Source organism: Rhodanobacter sp. Root627 (assembly GCF_001427835.1).
Classification (GTDB): Bacteria; Pseudomonadota; Gammaproteobacteria; order Xanthomonadales; family Rhodanobacteraceae; genus Rhodanobacter; species Rhodanobacter ginsenosidimutans.
This window is the reverse complement of the sequence record NZ_LMGW01000001.1, coordinates 333,084-357,254: the sequence shown is the minus strand read 5'-3', so window position 1 is coordinate 357,254 and position 24,171 is coordinate 333,084. Positions and strand designations below refer to the sequence as shown.

General features: G+C 63.8%; 19 protein-coding genes. 14 read left to right on the top strand and 5 right to left on the bottom strand.

What is annotated here, in order from left to right; all coding sequences use genetic code 11:
* The first annotated feature begins 5 nt into the window (after positions 1-5).
* The 11 genes from wbpD (at position 6) to ASD68_RS01620 (ending at position 14,110) form a co-directional block, all read left to right on the top strand.
* Positions 6-593: a UDP-2-acetamido-3-amino-2,3-dideoxy-D-glucuronate N-acetyltransferase gene (gene wbpD, locus ASD68_RS01670; protein ID WP_056078004.1), complete on the top strand. Its 588-nt coding sequence runs from the start codon at positions 6-8 to the stop codon at positions 591-593.
* Positions 590-1,711: a DegT/DnrJ/EryC1/StrS family aminotransferase gene (locus ASD68_RS01665; protein WP_056602782.1), complete on the top strand. Its 1,122-nt coding sequence runs from the start codon at positions 590-592 to the stop codon at positions 1,709-1,711. Before wbpD ends, ASD68_RS01665 begins: the two co-directional genes overlap by 4 nt.
* Positions 1,708-2,811, top strand: coding sequence for a hypothetical protein (locus ASD68_RS01660; RefSeq protein ID WP_056602780.1), 1,104 nt, complete (start codon positions 1,708-1,710; stop codon positions 2,809-2,811). Before ASD68_RS01665 ends, ASD68_RS01660 begins: the two co-directional genes overlap by 4 nt.
* Positions 2,808-4,109, top strand: coding sequence for a glycosyltransferase (locus ASD68_RS01655; protein WP_056602778.1), 1,302 nt, complete (start codon positions 2,808-2,810; stop codon positions 4,107-4,109). Before ASD68_RS01660 ends, ASD68_RS01655 begins: the two co-directional genes overlap by 4 nt.
* 31 nt (positions 4,110-4,140) lie before the next feature.
* Entirely contained in the window at positions 4,141-5,598 is a 1,458-nt protein-coding gene (locus ASD68_RS01650) for a lipopolysaccharide biosynthesis protein (RefSeq protein ID WP_056602776.1), read from the top strand.
* A 98-nt stretch (positions 5,599-5,696) separates the two neighbouring features.
* Positions 5,697-6,974, top strand: a complete 1,278-nt coding sequence (locus ASD68_RS01645; RefSeq protein ID WP_056602772.1) for a glycosyl transferase — start codon at positions 5,697-5,699, stop codon at positions 6,972-6,974.
* On the top strand, positions 6,971-8,290 hold the full coding sequence (locus ASD68_RS01640) for a hypothetical protein (RefSeq protein ID WP_056602769.1): 1,320 nt from the start codon (positions 6,971-6,973) through the stop codon (positions 8,288-8,290). The genes ASD68_RS01645 and ASD68_RS01640 overlap by 4 nt, the downstream gene beginning before the upstream one ends.
* A complete protein-coding gene (locus ASD68_RS01635) occupies positions 8,287-9,372 on the top strand; it encodes a glycosyltransferase family 4 protein (RefSeq protein ID WP_056602767.1) in 1,086 nt (361 codons plus the stop codon). The genes ASD68_RS01640 and ASD68_RS01635 overlap by 4 nt, the downstream gene beginning before the upstream one ends.
* Positions 9,372-11,339 (top strand): asparagine synthase (glutamine-hydrolyzing), encoded by a 1,968-nt coding sequence (gene asnB, locus ASD68_RS01630; RefSeq protein WP_056602765.1) that lies wholly within the window; start codon positions 9,372-9,374, stop codon positions 11,337-11,339. Before ASD68_RS01635 ends, asnB begins: the two co-directional genes overlap by 1 nt.
* A 43-nt stretch (positions 11,340-11,382) precedes the next feature.
* The gene (locus ASD68_RS01625; protein WP_056602763.1) at positions 11,383-12,540 is read left to right on the top strand and encodes a glycosyltransferase family 4 protein; all 1,158 of its coding nucleotides are present in this window, start codon (positions 11,383-11,385) and stop codon (positions 12,538-12,540) included.
* 136 nt (positions 12,541-12,676) lie between these two features.
* Entirely contained in the window at positions 12,677-14,110 is a 1,434-nt protein-coding gene (locus ASD68_RS01620; protein ID WP_056602761.1) for a glycosyl hydrolase family 28-related protein, read from the top strand.
* Between the two features lie 44 nt (positions 14,111-14,154).
* On the opposite strand, the gene ASD68_RS01615 is transcribed toward ASD68_RS01620, so the two are convergent.
* Both ASD68_RS01615 and ASD68_RS01610 read right to left on the bottom strand, forming a co-directional pair.
* Entirely contained in the window at positions 14,155-15,450 is a 1,296-nt protein-coding gene (locus tag ASD68_RS01615) for an undecaprenyl/decaprenyl-phosphate alpha-N-acetylglucosaminyl 1-phosphate transferase (protein WP_235578604.1), read from the bottom strand.
* Between the two features lie 378 nt (positions 15,451-15,828).
* Entirely contained in the window at positions 15,829-16,857 is a 1,029-nt protein-coding gene (locus ASD68_RS01610; RefSeq protein ID WP_056602756.1) for a polysaccharide biosynthesis/export family protein, read from the bottom strand.
* A gap of 530 nt (positions 16,858-17,387) precedes the next feature.
* On the opposite strand from ASD68_RS01610, the gene ASD68_RS16730 reads away from it, so the two are divergent.
* Positions 17,388-17,759, top strand: a complete 372-nt coding sequence (locus ASD68_RS16730; protein WP_156458305.1) for a hypothetical protein — start codon at positions 17,388-17,390, stop codon at positions 17,757-17,759.
* Positions 17,760-17,821: 62 nt separating this feature from the next.
* On the opposite strand, the gene ASD68_RS01605 is transcribed toward ASD68_RS16730, so the two are convergent.
* Complete coding sequence (locus tag ASD68_RS01605) at positions 17,822-18,592, bottom strand: formyl transferase (RefSeq protein ID WP_056602754.1); 771 nt, start codon at positions 18,590-18,592, stop codon at positions 17,822-17,824.
* Positions 18,582-19,562 carry a polysaccharide deacetylase family protein gene (locus tag ASD68_RS01600; RefSeq protein WP_056077963.1) on the bottom strand — a complete coding sequence of 327 codons (981 nt, stop codon included), beginning with the start codon at positions 19,560-19,562 and terminating at the stop codon, positions 18,582-18,584. The genes ASD68_RS01605 and ASD68_RS01600 overlap by 11 nt, the downstream gene beginning before the upstream one ends.
* Positions 19,563-20,598: 1,036 nt before the next feature.
* Here ASD68_RS01600 and ASD68_RS01595 point away from each other — a divergent pair.
* Both ASD68_RS01595 and ASD68_RS01590 read left to right on the top strand, forming a co-directional pair.
* Positions 20,599-21,813, top strand: a complete 1,215-nt coding sequence (locus tag ASD68_RS01595) for a site-specific integrase (RefSeq protein ID WP_056602752.1) — start codon at positions 20,599-20,601, stop codon at positions 21,811-21,813.
* The gene (locus tag ASD68_RS01590) at positions 21,806-22,948 is read left to right on the top strand and encodes a hypothetical protein (RefSeq protein ID WP_056602750.1); all 1,143 of its coding nucleotides are present in this window, start codon (positions 21,806-21,808) and stop codon (positions 22,946-22,948) included. Before ASD68_RS01595 ends, ASD68_RS01590 begins: the two co-directional genes overlap by 8 nt.
* Here the strand turns inward: ASD68_RS01590 and ASD68_RS01585 are convergent.
* Positions 22,914-24,155 (bottom strand): inovirus-type Gp2 protein, encoded by a 1,242-nt coding sequence (locus tag ASD68_RS01585; RefSeq protein ID WP_056602749.1) that lies wholly within the window; start codon positions 24,153-24,155, stop codon positions 22,914-22,916. The genes ASD68_RS01590 and ASD68_RS01585 overlap by 35 nt on opposite strands.
* Positions 24,156-24,171 lie beyond the last annotated feature (16 nt).

The window sequence follows — 24,171 nt, the reverse complement described above, 5'->3', positions numbered from 1 at the left end:
GCCGCATGGACTATTACCTGCACCCCTCCGCGATCGTCGACGAGGGCGCCCAGATCGGCGCCGGCTCCCGCGTGTGGCACTTCACCCATGTCTGCGGCGGCGCGCGCATCGGCAGCGGTGTTTCACTGGGGCAGAACGTGTTCGTGGGCAACAAGGTCGTCATCGGCGACCGCTGCAAGATCCAGAACAACGTGTCGGTGTACGACAACGTGACGCTGAAGGAAGGCGTCTTCTGCGGCCCCAGCATGGTGTTCACCAACGTGTACAACCCGCGCTCGCTGATCGAACGCAAGAACGAATTCCGCGACACCGTGGTCAACCAGGGCGCCACCCTGGGTGCGAACTGCACCATCGTCTGCGGCGTGACGATCGGCGAGTTCGCCTTCGTCGGCGCCGGCGCCGTGATCAACCGGGACGTGCCCGCCTACGCCTTGATGGTCGGCGTGCCGGCGCGGCAGGTTGGCTGGATGAGTGAATTCGGCGAGCAACTGAACCTTCCACTGGAAGGCCACGCCGAGGATGTCTGCGCGCACACCGGCACGCGTTACGTGCTTGATGGGCGCACCTTGCAGCGGCAGGAGGCGGCAGCATGATCGACTTCATCGACCTCAGGACGCAGCAGGCGCGCATCAGGGATCGCCTCGACGCGGGCATCGCCCGCGTGCTGGCGCACGGCCAGTACATTCTCGGCCCGGAAGTGGGCGAGCTGGAGGAAAAGCTGGCCGACTACGCCGGCGTGGCGCATTGCATCGCCGTGGCCAACGGCACCGATGCGTTGCAGATCGCGCAGATGGCGCTGGGCATCGGTCGCGGCGACGAGGTGATCACGCCGGGTTTCACCTATATCGCCACTGCCGAAACCGTGGCGCTGCTCGGCGCCAAACCGGTGTACGTGGACGTCGACCCGCGCACCTTCAACCTTGATCCCGAGCTGTTGGAAGCGGCCATCACGCCACGCACGCGGGCCATCATTCCGGTCTCGCTGTACGGCCAGTGCGCCGATTTCGACGCCATCAACGCGATCGCCGCGAAACACGGCATCGCGGTCATCGAGGATGCCGCGCAGAGTTTCGGCGCCAGCTACAAGAACCGCCGCAGCGGCAGCCTCGGCACCCTGGCCTGTACCAGTTTCTTCCCGACCAAGCCGCTGGGCTGCTACGGCGACGGCGGCGCCGTGCTGACCGACGATGCGGAGCTGGCCCGCCTCGTGCGGCAGATCGCACGGCACGGCCAGGATCGGCGCTACCACCACGTACGCGTGGGGGTGAACAGCCGCCTGGATACGCTGCAGGCGGCGATCCTGCTGCCCAAGCTGGACATCCTCGACGACGAGATCGCGTTGCGCCAGCAGGTGGCGCAGACCTATGCCCGGCTGTTCGCCGACGCCGAGCTGGCGATCGCCCCCTTCGTCGAAACGCACAACCGCAGCGCCTGGGCGCAGTACACCGTGCGGGTACCCGAGCGCGACGAGGTGCAGGCGCGGCTGAAGCAGGCCGGCATCCCCACCGCCGTGCACTACCCGCTGCCGCTCAACCGGCAGCCGGCCGTGGCCGATCGCAAACGGCAGTTGCCGGTGGGCGACACCCTCGCGGAGCAGGTCATCAGCCTGCCGATGTCGCCCTACCTGGGCGCCGATCAGCAGCAGTCCATCGTGGCGGCGCTGGCGTCGGTCCTCTCCCATCTGCCGTCGCGCCGGGTTTGTCCTGCATGAAGAAAATCATTTTCGGAAAGTGTTATGCCTTTTCCTGCGACACGAGCCTGGAGGCGCCGCTGGCGGAAAGCCTGAGCCTGTATGCGGACGCGCCCGGCCGCGCGCCCGAGGTGAACATCCGCATCGTCGACGCCGTGAAGGCGCGCCGTCCCACGGCGATCAACCCGCGCGTGCATGAAGCCTTCGAGCACGGCATGCGCACCGTGTTTCCCGGTGTCGACGTCTGCTGGGAACGCTCCGCCGACGGCTGCCTCAATGTCGAGGTTGCCATCCGGCGTCGCCGCGGGATGCGGCGCGTGGTCCACAAACTGCTGTCGATGGAATACGCGCGCGAAACCGAGGCGTTCGAGCAGATCCTGCACGAGCTGGTGCTGGTGCCGTCGGTGTATTTCTTTGGCGACATGGTGCCGATCCACGCCTCGGCAGTGACGATCGGCGACAGCGCCTGCCTGCTTGCCGGCACCGGCGGTGCCGGCAAGTCGTCGGCGATGCTGGCGCTGCGCAATCATCCCGGCGCCAGCTTCGTCAGCGACGACATCGTGGTCATGTCCGACACCGGCCGCGTCCACGGCAACATGGCCTGGCCGAAGATCTACGGCTACAACTGCGCCGGCAACCAGATGAAGCACGAGCTGCTGGCCGGACGCGGCTGGATCGACCGCGCCCACTTCGCCATCAAGAACCGCCTGAACCCCGCCAGCGTGCGACGCAAAATGTCGCCCGACCGCCTGTACCCGCGCGTGGATTCCACGTCGGCCCCGCTGTCGCGCCTGTATTACGTGGTGCGCGAGGACGTGCCGGACATCCGCCTGTCGCAGCTGAGCCAGGCCAACGTCGTGGACATGACGATCGCCGTGGTCAGCGCCGAATACAGCGTCTTCCACGACCACCTGTACTGGGAGAAATACAACGCGCTGGCCACCGCGCGCACCGCCATGCTGACGATGGAAGAGGTCACCGCGAACTGGCGCCGGGTGCTCTCGGGCAGCCTCGCCGCGGTTGGCTGTTTCAAGATCAGCATTCCGCTGAAGGTGGACCACGCCACCTACCAGCAGCGCGTGACTGACATCATCACCTCGGGCATGGCCGCGACGTCGTGAGAATCGCCATCCTGACCAACGCCTATCCCTACCTCCCCGGCGAGCAGTTCATCGAGGACGAGATCGGCTACTGGGCCGCGCGCGACGACATCAGCGTGACCCTGTTGCCTGCACTGGCGACAGGCACCCCGCGGCCCGTGCCGGCACGCATTGCGGTTGATACAGGCATGGCAGGCACCGTCGGGATCGGGCGTCTGTGGCATGCGCTGGCGGCGCTGCGTTCGGCCATCTTCTGGCGCGAGCTGGGTTATCTGCGGCGGTCGCGCAAGCTCCAGCCGCGCACCATCGGCCGCGCCCTGCTGCACACGTCCAAGGCGCTCGAACAAGCCGCACAACTGCAACGGTACGCCAAAGCCCACGGCCGCATCGACGTGGCCTACTGCTACTGGAACGACACCCAGGCCTGCGCCGCCGTGCTCGCCAGGGAAGCCGGCGCCGTGCGCAAGGTCGTCTCCCGCGCGCACGGTTACGACCTGTACGAAGCACGCCGTGATCACGGCTACATGCCGCTCAAGCGACAATTCATCGCCGCCTTCGACGCGGTCTTCGCGCTGTCCCGCGAAGCGAAAACGTACCTGCAACGAACCTACGGCGCGCCAGCGGAAAACATCCGCATCAGTCCGCTGGGTGTACCGCTGGCCAACGCACTCAACCGTCCGAGCGCGGCCGGTTGCCTGCACGTGGTGTCGGTGGCGTCCTGCATGCGCGTGAAGCGGCTGGATCGGATGATCGGCGCGCTGCGCCTGCTCGCCGGCCGGCACCGCGATACCCGCATGACGTGGACGCATGTCGGCGGCGGCCCGCTGCTGGAAGAAACCCGGGCGCTGGCAGCACGGGAGCTGGGCGGCCTGGACAACCTCGAGTTCACGTTCACCGGCGAATTGCCCCACCCCGCCGTCGCGGCGCTTTATCGCGATACAGCGGTGGACATGCTGGTCAACACCAGCGAGTCCGAGGGCGTTCCGGTGTCCATCATGGAGGCGATGAGTGCGGGCGTGCCGGTGGTTGCGCCTGACGTGGGCGGCATCTCCAGCCTGGTGTCCGGGCGCTGCGGTGTGTTGCTTGGCCCGCAACCGGACGCGGAGGAAATCGCCGACGCGATGGCGCGGGTCGCCTTCGCCGATGGGCACGCGCATTTGCGCGCCAACGCGCGGCAGGTGATCGAGGCGGGCTTCGACGCCGCCAGGAATTACCGCGATTTCGTCGCCGGCATCGCCGCCCTCGGCGCCGCCGACGACAGCCCCGCGCGCTGCCGGAAGCAGGCGGCACCGGCCATCCAGCATGCGGCGGGCAGGTAATTGCGACGCGCCCCATCGGATCGATCAACGGATGAATCTACGCACCGCTCTGGCATTTGCCGTTGGCCCCATCGCCACCGCCGCGCTCGGCCTGGTGACGGTGCCGGTGATCGCCTGGGTGTTTCCGCCAGCCGACGTGGGTCGGCTGAACATCGTGCAGATCGCCGTCTCGTTCGGCGTCCTGCTGTTCGGCCTCGGGCTCGACCGCGCTTATGTGCGGGAGTACCACGAATCGGCCGATCGCGCGGCCTTGCTGAAAGCCTGCTTCGCACCAGGCAGCGCGCTCCTGCTGCTGGCGATGCTGGTGACCGCGCCGTTCGACGACCGCATCGCCGAATGGCTGTTCGGGGTGGGCCATGTCGCCTACTTCTGGCTGCTGCTCGCCTGCGTGGCGACGAGTTTCGTCTCGCGCTTTCTCTCGCTGATCCTGCGCATGCAGGATCGCGGTGCGGCGTTCTCGATCAGCCAGATCCTGCCCAAGGTGCTGCTCCTGCTGGTGGTGACGGTGATCGCCGCATCGAATATCCACACCACGTTCGTGGAACTGGAGGCGGCGTATTTCATTTCGCTGCTGTCGGTGCTGATCACCTATGGCTGGAACACCTGGCGCGAATGGAGCCCGGCGATACGCGCGCCGGTGGCGCCTGCACAGGTGCGCGGGGTACTCGCCTACGGCACGCCGCTGATCTTCGCCGGCGTCGCCTACTGGGGGCTGGACGCCACCAGCACGTTGACGCTGCGCTCGCTGTCCAACCTGCCGGAGCTGGCGATCTATTCGGTCTCCATGAGCTTCGCCGGCGTGGGCGTGGTCTTCCAGACCATCTTCACCGTGCTGTGGGCGCCACTCGTCTACAAGTGGGTGGCACATGGCGTGGACATGCGGCGGGTCGACACCATCGCCAAGCAGGCGCTGGCGGTGGTGTGCGCGATATGGGTGCTGACGGGCGCCTTCTCCTGGCTGGCCGATTTCGTGCTGCCGGCGCACTACGCGCAGGTGAAGTACCTGATGCTGTGCTGCATTGGCCAGCCGCTGCTCTACACCCTCTCCGAGGTGACGTGCGTGGGCATCGGCATCACGCGCCGCTCCATGCTGTCGCTGTGGTCGACCCTCGCGGCGCTGGTGGTCAATGTCGCGCTCAGCGTGTGGCTGGTCCCCGCGCACGGCGCGGCCGGCGCGGTGGTGGCCAACGCGATCGCATTCCTGGTTTTCTTCGTGGCCCGCACCGAAGCGTCGGCCTACGTGTGGCGGCCGTTCCCGCGCGCGCGGCTGTACATGTTCGTCACCGCCTGCGTGGGACTTTCCATTGCGACGCTGGTGTTCGGCCCGCGCCTGCCGGTGCATTTCAGCCTGGTCTGGCTGGCCCTGCTGCCGGTCGCCTTCGCGTGTTTCCGCGCGGAATGGATGGGCATGTACCAGTCATTGCGCGTGGCGCTCAAACCGCAGCCCGCCTGCCCGCAAGCCGAAGGAGGCCCCGGTGCGCTGCCGTGAGCGGGGCGACGCCGCGCCGTCTCGACGCCGGGGCGCGGATCAACCGGTTTCTCCAGCACACCTGATGGCGATGCCACCGACAGATTGAGGATTCATCGATGAAGAAAATCAATTTGTTCGTGTTCGCGGCGCATCACCTTGCCGGCAATATCGCCGCGCAACGGTTCAAAAGCCTGCTGAAATACCTGGACCCGGCGAAATACCGCATCTTCGTTTTTGCCCGCGAAGTGCCCTCGGCCATGACCGCAACAGTCACGCCGCCGGGTACCGACATCACCATCTTTCCGCTGCCCGGGCGCTGCGTGGGCAGCGAATCATCCGCCGCCGCTTCGCTGCTGGCGCTGGCGGCCGCCTTCGTGCGTCCGCTGCCGTTTCTGCTGGGCGAAGGTCGCTCGCATGCGCGCCCATGGTTTGTCCACGCGCTGGCCAAGGCCAACGAGCTATGCACCAGGAAGCTGGCCGCCGGCGAGCAATGCGTGGTCATCGGCACGTATTCGCCGGTCGACGCGCTGGTAGCCGCGGCCGCGCTGTCCAGCAAGCACCACATCGGCTGCCTGCAGGACTTCCGCGACGGGTTGGTCTTCGAGCCGCTGGGCAAACCCGGCTGGTCGCGGAAAGTGATGCGCCAGTTGATCGAAGCGCGGGTGGTGGCCGCCAGCGATCTGGTCACGTCGGTAAGCGGCCCGCTGGTCGATGACTTCCAGCAACGCTATCCCGGCAAGGCCACGGCGATCCTGCCCAACGGCTACGACCCGGACGACTTCGCCGCGCTCGACGACGACGTGGTGGGCAGCACGCGCGCCGCCGCCATCCTCGCCCGCGAGGTACCGGCCGACACGTTGCTGATCGGCCATTTCGGGCGCATCGGTGCCAGCGACGGGTCGGCGTCGAGGAGCCTCGATTACCTGGTCGATGCGTTGAACGACTCGGTCGAAACCGACGCGAACCGCCACCTGATCTTTGCCGGCGAATTGACGGAAGGCGAGCAGGCCACGCTGCGGCGCGCCAACTTTCCGGTCAGCGTGTTGGGGCCGGTCGAGCGCACGCTGGCGCTGCAGCTCATGAAACGTTGCGACAAGTTGCTGCTGTTGACCGGCTCGCGCGCCAGCTGCGCCACCGGAAAACTGTTCGAGTATCTCGCTACCGGCGCCGACGTCGTCTGCGTTTCGGGTGTGAGCAACGAGGCCACCGCCATCCTCGCGCGGACCGGGGCCGGCCAGACCATCCTCACCGGCGCGGGCGTATCCGGCTACCAAGCGGTACGCGGCGCGTTGTCACCCCACCGCAGCGGCGCGCGACGCGACATCGCCATCTACAGCCGCGCGGCCCAGGCCGACATGCTCGACGGCTGGCTTTCCACCATGGTGTTGCCATGAACCCCGGCAACGATTCGGCGCTGACGCCGGAGCCGTCGGTGTTCATGGCACCGGCAGCGCAGTCGTTCACGGGTCGCTACCGGTTCACCGTGCGCCACCTGTTTCTGGGCGTGGCGTTTGCGCTGCTGGTGCTGGCCGTGGTGGTGCCCAACTCGCTCCCCGACATCACCGCGGCGGCGATGGTGCTGGCCGCCATGCTGGCCTTGCCGGGGCTGCGCATCGGCCCCGGCTTCCGGACCTTGCTGGCGCTGTACGCCTGCACGGTGATCGTCACCCTGCTCTACATGGTCGTCGGTGGCGTGCACGACGCGCCGCAGGAGGCCCAGCTCCAGGTGGTGGCGATCTACATCCTTTCGCCGCTGCTGTGGACGCTGGTTGCCGATGGCCTGCTGCGACGGCTGGGAACCGACCGGCTGATCGACTGGCTCGCCGTGCTCAGCCTGCTGTGCGCGCTGAGCGTGGGCCTGTTCTTCTACCTGTACCTCACGCGCGGCGCGGCGGCGGTGACGTTTTTCTTCGAGGGCGCCAACGTCAATCTCACCGAGGGATTCGCCGGCGCCACCATGCATGTATATGGTTCGCTGATCTTCCTGTGCGGTGGATTCTTCGGTTCGCCCGAACTCATCAGGAACCGGCTGATGCGGCTGGTGCTGCTGGCGATGCTGCTGGTCTGCGCGCTGACATCAGGCCGCACGGCGCTTATCCTGGCCGTACCGCTGGGCTGGTTCCTCGGCCTGATGTTGTCCTCGCGCACCACCGACCGCCGACAGAAATCTCCGATCTTCCGCCTGATCCGCTACGGCGTGCCGATGCTGATTGCGGTGACGACGGCGCTGTTCCTGCTGCAGGCTTATACGCAAATCAGCCTGACGCGCGTGCTGGACGCCGTCTCGACCAAGCTCGCCTCCGGCGGCGGCAGTGCGCGCGTGGGGATGGGCCACTCGCTGTTTGCCGGCATTCTTGCCAACGGCGGGCTGGGCTCCGGCCACGGCGTGGGCGTGGATTTCGTCAGTGATGCCGTCCACCCCTGGCGCTACGAACTGGTGTGGCTGGCCACGATCTATCGGGTCGGCATCATCGGTGCGCTGATCTACGCCTTGCCGTTCGTGCTGTACATGGCCTCGGTGATCCGGCTGGCATATCGGCACCGGCTGCCGCCGCGGCACAAGTTCATGTTCTGCGGCTTCGTCTGCGCCTTTCTCGGCACCAACACCAACCCGTACATCGAGGCCTTCGTCTTCCAGTGGATGTACGTCATCCCGCTGGTGGCGCTGGCCATCGAGTATCCGAAGGCATTGAAGAAGGGCCGCGAATGAAGCGCCTCAAGGTTCTGCTGTTTTCCAAATATTCGCGGCGCGGCCCCAGTTCGCGCTTGCGCAGCCTGCAGTACCTCGCGCCACTGCGTGACCACGGCATCGACGTGCAAGTGCATGCACTGTTTCCGGATGCCTATCTCGAAGCGCTGTATGCCGGTCGCCCCGAAGCCGCCAGGAAGCGTGCCTGGGGTTACTTCGGCCGGCGCTTCGTGCAGCTCCTGCATCGCCGCGAACACGACCTGGCATGGATCGAGGGTGAGCTCTTCCCCTACCTGCCCTACTGGGTCGAGGCGACATTGGCGCGCTCGTTCAAGTCGTACGTGGTCGATTACGACGACGCGCTGTTCCACAAGTACGACCAGTCCGCCAACCCGCTGGTGCGCCGCCTGCTGGGCCGCAAGATCGACCGGATCATGCGTGGTGCGGCCTGCGTGATCGCGGGCAACCGCTACCTCGCGGCGCGTGCGCGGCAGGCGGGCGCGGCGCGGATCGAGATCATCCCGACCGTGGTGGATGAGCAACGCTACACAGCGGCGAATACCACGGACGACCAGCCGCCGGTGATCGGCTGGATCGGCTCGCCCGCCACCGAGCACTACATGCTGGACATGCGCCCGGCACTGGAGCAGGTCTGCGCCGGGAACCATGCGCGGTTGCTGCTGGTCGGCGCGCGGCCCGAAACGGCGAACCTGTTCGACGGCACCACGCCGGAGGTGGTGGCGTGGTCCGAAGCCACCGAGGCGGCGATGATCGCGCGGATGGACATCGGCATCATGCCGCTGCTCGACAGTCCGTGGGAGCGCGGCAAGTGCGGCTACAAGATCATCCAGTACATGGCCTGCGGCCTGCCGGTGGTGGCCTCGCCGGTCGGGGTCAACGTCAACATCGTGCATCACGGCGAAAACGGTTTACTGGCCACCGATGAAGCGGCGTGGCGGGACGCGTTGGAGCGGCTGATCGCGAGCCCGGCGCTGCGCCAACGCATGGGCGCGGCTGGCCGTGCCCGGGTCGAAGCGGAATACAGCCTGGGCGCGCAGGTGCCGCGGCTCGCGGACATACTGCGCCGCGCGGGGCATGCCTGATGTGCGGCATGACGGGCTTCTGGCAACGGCACGGTGGCGCGCAGGACGCGTTGCTGGCACAGGCGCGGGCGATGTCGGCCCGGCTCAGCCACCGTGGCCCCGACGACAGCGGCGAATGGTGCGACGAAGCCGCCGGCGTGGCGCTGGCACAACGACGCCTTTCGATCCTCGACCTTTCCCCGGCCGGCCACCAGCCCATGCATTCGGCCGACGGACGCTACGTCATCGTGTTCAACGGCGAGATCTACAACCATCTCGCCCTGCGCGAACGCCTTCGCGCGGAGCACGTCGCACCGCCGTGGCGCGGGCACGCCGATACCGAAACCCTGCTGGCCTGCTTTGCCGCCTGGGGCGTCGAGCGCACCGCGCAGGCCAGCGTCGGCATGTTCGCGTTCGCCCTGTGGGATCGTGAGCAGCGCACGCTGACGCTGGCGCGCGACCGCATGGGCGAGAAGCCGCTGTACTACGGCTGGCAGGGTGACACCCTGCTGTTCGGTTCGGAATTGAAGGCGCTGAAGGCGCATGCGGCATTCCGGGCGGACATCGATCGCGGCGCGCTGGCGCTGCTGCTGCGCCACGACTGCGTCCCCGCGCCTCATGCCATCTACCGCGGCGCGGCCAAGCTGCGGCCCGGACACCTGCTGCGCATTTCGGCGGACACGCCGCGCGAGGCGCAGCCGATGCCGTACTGGCGCTACAACGACGCGGTAAGCGCGGGCCTGCGCGAGCCGCTCATCGCCACCGACGCTGCCGCCACGGATGCGCTGGAAGCGCAGCTGGGCGCCAGCGTCGATGCGCAGATGCTTTCCGACGTGCCGTTGGGTGCCTTCCTCAGCGGCGGCATCGACAGCAGCACGGTCGTGGCGCTGATGCAGGCGCGCAGCGCGCGGCCCGTCAAGACCTTCACCATCGGCTTCGACGAAAACGGCTACGACGAAGCTGTGCACGCCAAGGCCGTGGCAAGACACCTGGGCACCGAACACACCGAACTTTACGTGCGGCCCGAAGACGCGCTCGCCGTGATTCCGCGACTGCCCGGCATCTTCTGCGAGCCGTTCGGCGACAGCTCGCAGATCCCCACCTTCCTGATCAGCCAGCTGACCCGCCGTGCGGTGACTGTGGCCTTGAGTGGCGATGGCGGCGACGAACTGTTCGGCGGCTACAACCGCTACCTGGGCGCACGCACCACGTGGGAAAAGGCGCAGCGCCTGCCACCGCCCGCACGCCGCGCCGCGGCGGCTGCGCTGCACGCCGTGGCGCCGGCAACCTGGGATCGATGGTTCCAGCGCATCGGTCCACTGCTGCCCAAACGTTGGCAACTGGCCACGCCGGGCGACAAGGCGCAGAAGCTGGCGGACGTCCTCACGTTGTCGAGCGGCCAGGCGTATTTCCTCAACCTGGCCAGCCAATGGCAGGACCCGGCCCGTGTCGTGCTGGGCGCGCAGGAGCCGCCCACGCTGCTGACCATGCCTGATGCGTGGCCGCCTACCGACAACCTGGCGCAATGGATGATGGCGATGGACGCACAAACCTACCTGCCCGACGACATCCTGGTGAAGGTCGACCGCGCCGCGATGGCCAACAGCCTGGAGACGCGCGTACCGATGCTCGACCACCGCGTGGTCGAACTAGCCTGGCGCCTGCCGTTGCAACAGAAGATCCGCCACGGCCAGGGCAAATGGTTGCTGCGCCAGGTGCTGTATCGGCATGTGCCGAAGGAACTGATCGAACGGCCCAAGATGGGTTTCGGCATACCGCTGGACAGCTGGCTGCGCGGCCCGCTGCGCGACTGGGCGGAAGCCCTGCTCGATGAGAATCGTCTGCGCCACGAAGGCTATTTCCAGCCGGACGCCATCCGGCAGAAGTGGACCGAGCACCTGAGCGGTCGCCGCAACTGGCAGCACCAGTTGTGGACGGTGCTGATGTTCCAGGCCTGGCTGGAACAGGAACGGAGGGCATCCGCATGATCGCTGCCGGCACCCACACCGCTACGGCGCACGGGGCACGCTCATGAAGGCCGTGCTGTTCGCCAATACCGATTGGTACCTCTACAACTTCCGACGCGCGCTGGCGCTGGCGCTGCAGCGGGCCGGCTACGACGTGCTGCTGATCTCCCCGCCCGGACCGTATGGCGAGAAATTGCGCGGCCTGGGCCTGCGCTGGGAATCCCTTCCCATGCAACGGCGCAGCCTCAACCCGCTGCGCGAGCTGGCCTTGCTGTGGCACCTGGTGCGCCTGCTGCGGCGCGAACAACCCGCGCTGGTCCACGGTTTCACCATCAAGTGTGCCGTGTACGGCTCGCTGGCGGCGCGACTGGCCGGCATCCACGCGCGGGTGAATGCGGTGGCGGGCATGGGTTACGTTTTCACCAGTTCGCAGTGGAAGGCGCGCTTGCTGCGGCCGGTGGTGCGCGGCTTGCTGCGGCTGGCGCTGGGCGGTCGCGATGCGCGGCTGATCCTGCAGAACGCGGACGATGTCGAACTGTTCCGGCAGGCCGGCCTGGTCGACCCGGCGCATGTGCGGCTGATTCGCGGCTCGGGCGTGAACTGCGCGCAGTTCGCCGGGATATCCCCGCAGGCACCCACCGACGGATGCCCGCGCATGCTGCTGGCCAGTCGCCTGCTGTGGGACAAGGGCGTCGCTGAATACGTCGACGCCATCCGGCAACTGCGAAAGCAGGGCCGCACCTTCCGGGCTCTGCTCGCCGGCACGCCAGACCCGGGCAACCCGGCCGCCGTGCCGGAGGCCACGATACGAGGATGGGTCGACGAAGGCCTGCTGACCTGGCTCGGCCACGTCGACGACATGGTCGGCCTGCTCGGCGCGGTCGACATCGTGGTGCTGCCGAGCTACCGCGAGGGATTGCCGCGAACATTGGTCGAGGCCGCTGCTTGCGGACTTCCGTTGATCACCACCGATGTGCCCGGCTGTCGCGAGGTAGTGACCGATGGCGTCGATGGACTGCTGGTGCCGATGGGAGACAGCGAGGCGCTGGCGCGGGCCATGGCCCGGTTGCAGGATGATCCCGCGTTCGCACGCCAGCTGGGTGACGCGGCGAGGCGCAAGGCGAGAGCGCAGTTCGATGAACGCATCGTGGTCGAGCGCACGCTGGCGGTCTACACGGAGCTTTGCACCGCGTCGCAGGCATCTGTTGAATCATCCGTCTAGACGTCCATATGCCACGTCTCGCACGGTCGGGTCATGTGCGGTTCATGGCCCCGGCATCTGCCGCAGTAGACTCGGCCGATGGCCCCAACGTAGCCACCACTCCCACCACGAAAGTCGCACAACCGGAGGCCGCATCATGCCATCCCCGTTGAAACAGGCGAACGTACTGGATTACCTCCCCGCCTCCGAACACGCTGCCCTTCGCGCCGGCAACAGCACATACGACTGCACCGGCGACATCCAGGCCGCGATAGCCGCAGCCGACAAGGTGTTCGTGCCCGCCGGCGTTTACCTCGTGAAGCAGCTGAACCTCAAGTCCGGCTTCGAGTTGTACGGCGAAGGACCGTCCAGCCAGCTGAAAGCCTACGACGCGTCACTGGCCAGCGAATTCATGCTCGTCACCCACATCCGCGACGGCGGCAGCCACCGGGTCGCGGACAACATGCGCGACATCCATCTGCACGACCTGAAACTCGACGGACGGGTGGCCGAGTTCGGCTATGCGCAGTTCTACTACCTGCTCGCCGTCAATGCCACCTCGGACCTCACCGTCGAGCGGGTGACGTTCCACGGCTTTCGCGGCGACGGCATGTATGTCGGCTCGGGCACGCTCGCCCGTACCGAGCGCCACAACCAGCGCATCGTGGTGCGCGACTGCGTCTTCGACGGTGCGGTGAAGGACAACCGCAACGGGTTGTCCGTCATCGACTGCGATGGATTGATGGTGGAACGCTGCGTCTTCCGCAACATCGGCAACGCAAAACTTTCCCATTCGGTGGGCGGCATCGATTTCGAACCCGACCACGACTGGAGCATCTATCGCAACGTGACCATCAGCGGTTGCAGGTTCATCGACATCGACACGGTCAACACGGCGGGCATTACGTTTTTCAACGGACACCAGACCGGCGACAACATCCACGACTGGACCGTGTCGGATTGCGAATTCACGAACTGCTACTGGGGCATCGATTCTTCCACCAAGGCGAAGACCGTCGCGAGCAGGCCGGACAATCTTCGCGTACTCGATTGCGACTTCCTCAATTCGATACGCGTCGACGTGGCGGTCAAGGGTTTGAGCGGGACGCAGATCAGCTGCTGCACCTTCCGCCGTTCGCCACCCGGCTCGGGGCCTGGCGGCGACGCGATCCGTCTCGGCACCATCGCGTCGCGGACCAGCCGCAACGCCATCAACACGGTGATCACCGGCAACATGTTCAGCGGCATACGTCCACAAATGGGCGCGATCGGCGTACTTGGCGCCGACGGCCTTGTATGCGCGGGCAACGTGTTCACCGACATCCATGCAACGTGCATCAATTTCGCCGACGACGGATCACCCGACGACAAAAGAGTCATCGACAGGATCGTGATCTCCGGGAACGTGGTAAGCCGCGGCGCGCGCACCGGCTCCATGTCGTTCATGAGCACGAGCAACGACATGCGCATCAGCAAGGGCCGGCTGAAGCTCGAGCATTCCTTCGAGTACGAGAACGACGTCGGGGGCAGCGTAAAGAAGATCGCCAACGGCGCAACGATCGAGTTCCGCGGAACGACACCAACGACGTGAGGGCCACGCCCCGGTAGCGCCGCTCGCCACACGAGCCATAGTGATCAACGACGCGACGACCGCCGCAGCGAATGGTAGACCTCGGCATGGTCGTCCTCCCTGAACATGAGCTCGTCCTCCGGCACGGGTGTTCCGACTTCCCGGGCCGTCGCTTCCGACGCGACGGCGCCCGCGTCGACCATGGTTTGCGAATCAGCCGCCCCGTGCCGACGCGCTTCCTGGCGCAGCCACACATGTGTGACCGTGATGACGTACACACCGAGGGTCAGGCAGAACGTTGTCAGGTTGGTACCCGCCGAATGGGCCGCGCTGCTGAAGAAGGCGCCGATGAACGCCAGGCCGGTAGCAAGCAGGATCAACAGGGCCAACGTGGTGCGGGACGTCAGGCCGAACCCGAGCAGGATGTGGTGGATGTGTCCGCGATCCGGCTTGAACGGCGACCTGCCCTGCCGCATGCGCCGATACATCACCGCAAACGTGTCGAACACCGGCAGCGCCACGCACCACAGCACGTTGACCGGCGACAACTGCGTGCCGGGTGTCTGGCTCATGCTGATCAGCGCCCAGGCCAGCAAGTACCCGATCAACATGCTTCCGGCATCGCCCAGGAAAATCTTCCCGCCCATGAAACCCTGGTTGGCGACGAGATAGGGCAGCGACGCCGCGGCCAGCACAACCAGCAACGCGATGACGCCATGCAGGGGTGACGGGTCGGCAAACAGGATGATGGCGGCGATGCTCACCAGCGCCAGGCTTCCGGCCAGGCCGTCGATACCGTCCATCATGTTGAACGCATTCACCAGCCCGATCACGGCAACCACCGTCACCGGAACACCGAACCAGCCCAACGTCACTTCGTGACCGAAGATGCGCCCCAGCGTATGGATATACACACCGCTGCTGGCAATGACGGTCAGGATGACAATGGTCTGGATCAGCAGGCGGTCCCGCACGCTGAGATCGAAGCGGTCATCCAGCGCACCGAGCAGCACCAGCACGGCGGCGGTACCCAGCAAGATCATTTCAAACCCCTGGAACTGCCCGTAGCAAGCCGCGCCCGCCGCCATGCCGATGAAGATCGCGAGCCCGCCCACCAGGGGCACGTCACCATGGTGCTGCTTGCGTTGATCAGGGTGATCCACCAGACCCCACACAACGGCGAACCGACGCAGCACGACAATGGCCATTGCCGACGTGCATGCAGCAACCAGGCAATCAACGACTAGCCGCGACTCGTGCATGGCATTCCTACCTCCGACCAACCTCGAACGGATCCCCCTGGTCCAGCCGAGCTCGAGTTGTGAGTGGTGCGGACACGCCAGAAACCCGACGCCCCGCATCTATTGATTTTGATGGACTGACGGATCGCCGCCTTTAGGTGGCGGAAAGCGATCTGAAGCCAAGAGATAATCCGGCAACCATTTCCGATGAAACAAATCGGAGCCAACGCCGAACGGTGAACCTACCATCTTTGGACAGCGCCGCTTGCATGGTGAAAATCCTGATTCAGGCCCGCCATCGTTAGATGATGATTTTGTCAATCAATCATTCATATCGTGTTGCCATACGAACTGAATGTCGCCTGTCCCTGCGCTGAATAGACGTCCAAATGATGAAACGACCAACGGCTCCGAAACCTCAAGCTGCACGCACGACGTCGACCGACAGCCTTCGCTGCCGGTCGATGATCGCTTTATACGTCAGGCAACCGCCTCGCCTCAGTGAGTGGCGCTGTAGTTCGCATTGGCCGCACTGCTGAGTATCGAGGCCGACGGCAGCAACTGGCTCAACACGCGATTCCAGCGCGTCACACCAGCCGCACCCACAAACACCACGTCACCCGGCTTCACCCTGAATTGATCCCCCAGCGCGAACGCCGAAGGTGAACGGGCGTCAAGCTGAAAGACCTTGGCCGGGGTGTTTTCCAGGTTGTTCGCACCGCGAATGACATAGACCTCCTTGCCGTCGGACGTGACGGGATTGAGGCCACCGGCGCGACCCAGGGCCTGCGTCAGCGAGATGTCCGAAGCGCTCCTGAAGGTGACCGCGCGTGGACGCAGCACCTCGCCCAGCACGTAGATCTCCTGCGTATCGTTGTACGGGAGCATCAGGCGATCCCCCGGCTTCAGATAGATGCTTTGCGCGATGCTGTGGCCGTTGCTCAGCGCGGTCAGGTCCAGGTGATAGTCCTGTCCGTCACGCGTCAATATCAGATCGGACATGTTGGCCTCGTCCGCATTGACCGATGCCGTACCCAGCGCCTGCCCCAGGGTCAGAGGAACCGTGGTGATCGGTTGTGGATCGGTCTTCTTGAACGCACCTTGCAGCAGCACATGCTGGCTGTTGTAACCGACCACGCCGACGTCCACCTGCGGCCGCTCGACATACTTGGCGATCTTCGTGCTGATGGCGTCGCGCACCTGCTCGATCGTCATTCCGGCGACTTTCACCGCGCCCACGTAGGGATAGAACATCGTGCCATCGGACCGGACCAGGCGGCCATTGGCGGCCGTCTGCTGCTGCGAACCCGCCGGCGACGTCAGCTCCGGGTGATCCCATACGGTGATGTAAAGCGTGTCGCCGGGGCCGACACGATAAGGCTCCGGCTTGTACGACAACAGCGCCTGCGGCACCGTGGCGGCCAGCGTTGTCGCGTTGTTCGTCGTCAACAGTTGCGGGGTGATCGTTACCAGCTGGATCTGGCTGCTGTCCGTCGGCGTACCACGAACCAGTCCCTCGCTACGCATGCGTTGTCCCGGCGCCCAAACGCAACCGTTAACCAGCAACACGAATCCGAGAATGATAAAGGCGCGAGTTGTTTTCATGTTTAATTAGGCCTCGAAGATGGTGATCCACTAGGCATCCTGGAATAAACATTAAACAACACGTTCGCGTCGAATTCAGAGCTCGCATTAAAAATCCAGGTTATCGGTAAAGCGCAAATTCATTTTCCTGACACGGATGTATATGAATGGCACCATTCAAATGTGAAGGGATAATCGGCAGAAAAAAAATGGGATAGTAAATGCCACACGCCACGTGAAGAGAACATCACAGCGTCATCGGATCAATGGCGGCATCAACATGAATTGGACGGCCAAATGCCTTGCCCCGCAAGGCGCTGCGGCGATATCGGGATAGCTGAACCAAGCGGGATCAGCGTCGACACCGCCGGCGATCGCCACGCATGCCGAGACCATCCGCCCGCACAGCATTCAAACAACTTGAGCGCTCGTCGGGCGCATTCCCTTTCCGCCACCAAGGAAGGACGACCGCCATGCTTTTGTCACCTGGCACGCGGCGAAAGCGTCAGATCGTTGCGCTACCATGCGATTCGACGCACTCGGTCGTCCGCGGCCTCGTTCAGGCACAGGGGAAAAACTGCGGCATTCGTCCGATTCGCGTGTCCGAAACCACAATATTCGATACCCGACGAGGTCCGTGTCCTGATTTGGCACGATATTGGCTTTCGTCTGCAACCATCCACGTCGTGTTCGGCTGCCGCTCGTTACTGGTGCAAGAAAACATGGGAAACAACAAGAAAAAGCCCGTCTGGGAGAAAAATTCTCGAGGATTCTGGCTCGCTGTTTGTCTGGTTCTGAGCGCACTGGCCGGGTGGCTGATGTTTCATCTTGGGCTTCTGCGCTGACGGCGACCACCCAGCCCGCCGGCAAGGTTTCGCTCGACCCCGGCCAGGTCGCACAAGCGCACTCACTTGACGCCGTGCCGCAGCCGCGTTTTCCAGTATCCGATCAAACCGGGGTGATACCACTGCCGCGACGGCCCTTCGCCGACGCGAGGAACCATGCGCCCGATGGCGGCATCGCGCAGCGCGGCTTTCATCAGTGACAGCCCCTGCACCAGCTGCAGGATCGGGTAGGTGGCGAAATTGTCGTCCGCCTCGGGCGTGATGGTCGCCTGATACAGGATGCCGCCGGTATCGACGCCCGCGTCCACCAGATGAACGGTGACGCCGCAATGCGCGCGATCATTGTTCGCCAGCGCCCAATAACCACCATGCACCCCGCGATAGGCCGGCGTGATACCCATGTGCGTATTGATGAAAGGCGCATCCACGGCCGCCAACAATTTTTTCGACAGGATGCGTGTGCCGTTCACCACCACAGCCTGGGGCGCATGCTGGCGCAGACGATCCGCCACGCCGCGCCCGTTGGCGCTGGCGACACGACGGATCACCTGCGTGGGAATCGGTGCGTCCGACAAGCCGTGCCGATGCAGAAGTTGTTCGATACGCGAGCGGGACGCGCGAACGAGCAGCCGGCTGTACAGGATGAAACCGAGTTGTCCCAATGTCTGCATCACGCCGAGCTTGCGGGCGCGATGGCGCAGCATCCTGAGCGCCGAAGGTTTGTCTTCGAGCACCACCTCGACGACGTCGAACTCCTCCCGAAGGCCGTGGTACATCACCCGCGTGGACAACCCATCACCGGCGAGCAGCACGATCCGCGCCCTAGCCGACATGCATGCGTTCCAGCAGCGCCGCGACCTCACCCATGTTGCGCGACTGCATCCCGTGGCGCTGACGGAGCTGGTCGTAGTGGATCAGGATCTTCCGCAGAAAATCGAGGTTGCGCTTCACGTCGGCCCCGAAGTTGTGCGGATGCCACCACAGGTGGAACAGCCGATTTTCGGTCGCGGCCTCGTGCATGGCGCGCTTGATGCGATGCAGCCGCAGGCTCTCCAGCGGTGCGAGTGAACGCGAACACGGACGCAGGAATCGACTGGCCGGAATGTCAAACGGCCGGCTGCGCGCACACTCCTCCAGACTGTAGGTGTTGTGACCGCTGAGGTTGATGTAGGTATCCAGCAAGCGCAACGCGCGCACCAGCGGACTCTGCCCCTGCTGGTTTCTCGGCTTGTAGAACGACATCCTTTCGTTGCCCCGGTAACAGGCAATACCCAATTCGTCGAGCACCGGAAGGTAGGCCGGGTTCGCCTGGTTGCGCGGAAACACCAGGCTCGTGGTGGGAATGCCTACGCCCTTCGCAACCTCCACCGCGGCGCGCAGGTCGGCGCGGAATGACTCGATGGTCTGCCCTTCTTCCAGACAGTAGTAGTGCGAGAACGTGTGCGTGCCGACCTCCTGCCCGGGGCAACGAAGGATCTGCTCGATCGCGTCAGGCGCGAAGTGGTAGAGGTCGTCATCACCCCACGTGCGTTCGTCGATGTAGCGATAGGACGAAAGCTGCTGGTTTTGGTAATCCGGCAATACGCCCGGCAGTTGCTGCCGCAACTGCGCGATGTCCTTGAAGAACAGGAACCCGAGCGTGGCCCAGGTGGCGTGAATGCCGTGGGTCTGGAACAGGTCGAGAATGCCGCGAATGGCATCGCGTTCGCCGCGCAGGTTCGCTCCGTAGTCCTCGAAGCTGCGGCTGTCGCGCACGCCCCAATACAACTCCAGATCCAACGAGACAGTGAATACACCCGGCATATGTCAGCCACACCTCGTTAGTCAGGACGCCGTCTCCTGAAGCATTGGCGGTACCGACGCACGATCGAGTCAAGCCGCGATACCGCCGGCTCATCTCCCCGTGTTTATTCGCAAGGCGTGCGTCGAGCGAATTGATCGTATTCTCAGGGCAGAACCTGAAGGGGCGATGAGGGGCATCGCCGGCCTTGCCGTGGCCTCATGGCGATATCGCCGCGTTTCCAAGCTCCCATTGTTGGGCAGGTGGCGTGAAAATCGTGGGGTTGTCGGGAAATTGAGGTGAACGGGGACTCTTGCTGGTTTTAGGGCGAGGCGCGCGCGGGATGCGTCGAGTGAGGTGGAAGAATCCGTCCGCACCCCTTCACCGCCAGCAAAACACGCGCTTTTCGGTGCGCTGCACTGAGGCGTGAGGTCCGCGGGGATTGTTGGGGCCATTCATGGGCCCAACCCTTCCGCGCTGCGCGCTGCGGGGCCAGCCGTTCGGCTGTCCTTGACGCTCCGGGCGAATTTGTCGCTCGCGAAGGCAGGATGCTGTAACGAACAGTGGCGAAGCCGCTGGCCCGAAGGGCGAGGTGCAGGATGCGCCGAGTAACCCGAGAGGATTCGTCCATACCTCTCTCTCCGCCAGATACGTAAAGCGTCGCTTCGGTGCGCTGCACTGAGGCGTGAGGTCCGCGGGGATTGTTGGGCCCATCCATGGGCCCAACCCCTTCGCGCTGCGCGCTGCGGGGCCAGCCTTCGGCTGTCCAAATTCGCTCCCGGCGAATTTGTCGAACCCAAGAGGGTTCGTCCACACCTCTCTCTCCGCCAGATACGCAAAACGCCCCTTTCGGGGCGCTTTGCGTATCTGGCGGAGAGAGAGACCGCCTGCAAAGTACGCAACAAGGATCAAGGGATACCAACAGAATACAAGATAAATGGCCAAGTAAAGCCATTATTGTCGAGTCATAGCCCAACAAGCCACAACCAAACTCAGCCACAACCAATTCAGGATGGCATACTGCTTGGCATACCAGCTACCAACCCGGAACCTCCGTCTATGACACTCCTTACGGACACCAAGGCTCGCAACGTCAAAGCTGGAAGCACGCCCCTCGCCCATGGCGGAGTCACTGGTCTGGCACTTCACCCTTCCCCCAGCCACAAGGGGCAAGGCAAGTGGGTTCTCCGCTACGTCAGTCCCGTCACCGGTAAGCGCCGCAACGCAGGACTGGGCAGTTACCCAGACATCGGCATTGCCGAAGCCGCCAAGCAGGGGCGCTTCATGCGTGAAAAGCTTGCCAACGGACAAGACCCACTGGAGGCCAAAGCCAACGAGGCAGTCAAGCCACACATGCCCATTTTGCGCGAGGCGGCGAAAATCCTTCACAAAGAGCTGACACCGGGTTGGAAGAACGCCAAGCACGCTCAGCAATGGATCAACACCCTTACCGAGTACGCCTTTCCGTTGATCGGGGCTATGCCGCTTGATCAAATCCAGCCGCGTCACATCGCGGATGTGCTGCGGCCCATCTGGCTGGAAAAAGCCGAGACGGCTGGGAGGGTCAAGCAACGGCTACACGCGGTCATGGCATGGGGGTGGGCACACGGCTTCTGTCAGTCCAACCCGGTCGACGTAGTGAATCACCTCTTGCCACTCCAACCGGGCAAGACGGTTCGCACACAGCACCAGCCTGCGATGCCCTGGGCGTTGATGCCCGCGTTCGTGACCGACCACCTGCCGCCAAGCGTTGAAGTCACGCGCCAGCTCTTAGGGTTTGTGATCCTGACGGCAGCCCGTTCGGGCGAGGTACGCTACATGACGTGGGATGAGGTGGATTTGAAGAACAAGCTCTGGACGGTGCCTGCGGAGCGAATGAAGGCCAAGCTAAGCCACCGCGTGCCGCTTTCTCAGCAAGCCATAGCGCTCCTCAAGCACCAACAGGGGCTGCACCACACGTTTGTGTTCCCGTCCGTACGCAAAGGCGTCCCGTTGTCGGACATGGTTCTGACAGCCTTTCTGCGACGCATGAAGGCCGTTAGCGACGTACCGGGACGTGTGGCTACCGCCCACGGCTTCCGATCCAGCTTTCGCGACTGGTGCAGCGAGAAGGGGTATGCGCGCGATTTGGCTGAACGGGCACTGGCCCACACCGTGCAGAACAAAGTGGAGGCAGCCTACCACCGGACGGATCTGCTGGAGCAACGCCGACCACTCATGCAAGCATGGGCCGATTTCGTAATGCCTAACGGGAAGCCAGAGGCGCATGACTGAGATCGATGCGAGGCGGCTGTCGAAGCTGGTGCCGCTGTTAGACGAAGTATCTCCTGCCGAGATGCGCGGCACCTTGCCTGCGTTAGTGCACGATGGCGAGGTTGTACTCTACGTCCGTGTACCCGCGGGCAAGGTGGTGTACATGGATGGCATCCGGCTGCTGCCGGCAACGTTTAGTGATGCCGCTAATTCCTGGAGCCGATCCCTGTCGCCCTACGACCTTAGCCAGGTGCGGAAGGCTAGGAAGTCCGGTATCCCAGCCATCCAGAATCCGATGATAGTGCCAGATGCGATCTATCTAGCAATGGCGCCGAAGGACGCCCGCTTGCTGCTAGAGATGGAGCGGAGGGAAGTCTGCTGGTTTCCTTTCGCCGTCCAGTTTTCGCCGGACTCAGGGACGGGTTCGAAACATCTCACACGACTGATTCCATGGCAGTCTCTATGTTGCCTTCGGCCCAATGACGGGCAGCCAAAGCGGGGGCCATGGATAGGTCATGACCCAGGGCATGCGCTAGCCATCGAGCTGCGTGATGTTTTCGTTGAACAGAATGCCTTGGACACCGTATTGCGGGCGAAGGAAGACCCAATGGGGCTAAGGGGGACCTCGCCTGGGGTGTACGTCTTGTGCCGCGCAGCTGCGCGTTTCAACGATCCGGAAAAAGGCGTACAGGAGCAGCAGCCTGCTGTCCAAGAATGGGTGCGGAACGAAGCTAGGGCCTGCGGCGTTAATGACTGGTTGTTTAACAATGGGGTGCTGAAGTTGGTCAGGAAACTCATCAACACGAAGCATAACGAGCGTCAGGGAGTGCCGTCTCCTGCTGAGTTCGATCTCAGCGTATTGAGTGATAACGAAGCTCGCGCTTTCGGCCAGCTTCACTGGATGAGCAAACGATTGATGTTGACTGTCCACGCAGCACGATGCTGGCAACAGATTGTCAGCGGTCAGGAGAGACCCTGGGAGGACGTTAGTCCAGACGACCAGATGCGGATGACCCGCAACTTAGGTAAATGGCTAGACGACTGGGGGTTTACTGGCGAGGGTGAACACAAGGCCGTCTGGTCTATAGCGATCTACCCGATCGACATTCGCGACATTCGCCTCAAGCAAAAGGCGAATCAGAAAATACGCTCTTGAGCACCGAAAGATCATTCTCGGTCTTTCGCGGGGCACCCGGCTTCGGGCCATCGCTGGACTCAATGATGCCACGCCGGAGGTTACGCGAGCGCCCGGTTTCCAGGGCGCAGTCCTCCTTCGTCATATAAGCCAGCGCGATCAGGAGGCCGGTCAGCATGACCCGATCACTGATGCGCACCACGCCGAGTGCGTTGTGTTCGTATTTCTTGCGCAGTACCCAGCAGTTGAAGAACGTACCCTTCCCTTCACTGAAGCGGCTCGTCCAGGCTTCGCCAAGCTGCTGGCTGTAAACGTGGCCCTCCTGGTGCTTGTGGCCGTCGAGGAAAACCATGAGATGGAAATGAATGCCGCGGCGGAAACCGCCTTCGCGCTTCACGATCCACCCCTTGACGTCAGGTTCAATGAGGCGATTCTCCCGTAAGGCACGTAGATACTGGCTGACGCACCACTCTGCACGATCTGACTCTGACCAAGCGTGACTGTCGGGATGGATGTAAAGGTCAATCCTGAGTACCAGGAGCTTTGAGTACTTCTCGAACAGACTGCCGGCATAAGCCCAGCAGGACTTCAAGTTCTTACGCTCGCTCCTCTCGTGATTGAGAACCACAGTCCTGAACCGCCTGGAATTGCAGACGCGCTTTACAAACCTAGCCGCCTGGACAAACGCATTTCGAATCTTCGGCTCGTTGACGTCTGCCCATTCGCCGGGATGGAAGTCGCTCAGCTTCTCGGCGATCTGCATGCAGGCACGGATCATCACCGTGATGTGGGGGTTGGGTATGGCGTGGATGAATGTGTAGGGCTCACCTTCAGCCAGACCGGCTATCGTTCCATCTGCTTTGCGGAAGGAGTGACCCTTCATATGGAAGCCCTGTTCGGCACGCTCGACCAATGGCAATGCGTTTACACACAGTAAGCGCACGTCATTTCCCAGGGCTGACAGTTTATGCGCCATACCGCGTACGGATTTGAAAGGCACGACCATAGCGCCGCCTCCGGTGGTCAATCGTTTAGCCGCTCGCTCAAAAACCCTCAGATACATCTGCCAATCGAGGTCTTCCGTGACGACAGCTTTTCCATCTGTCGTGTGCCACATGCCTTTGGCGATATGCGCGTGCTGCCTCTCCCCTTTTTCAATGGCGCGCTCAATATGCTCGTCACTAACGGTGTCACAGTTCACGATGTTTTTCCCCATATGTTTGTCCATTTGTGCATTGACCTGA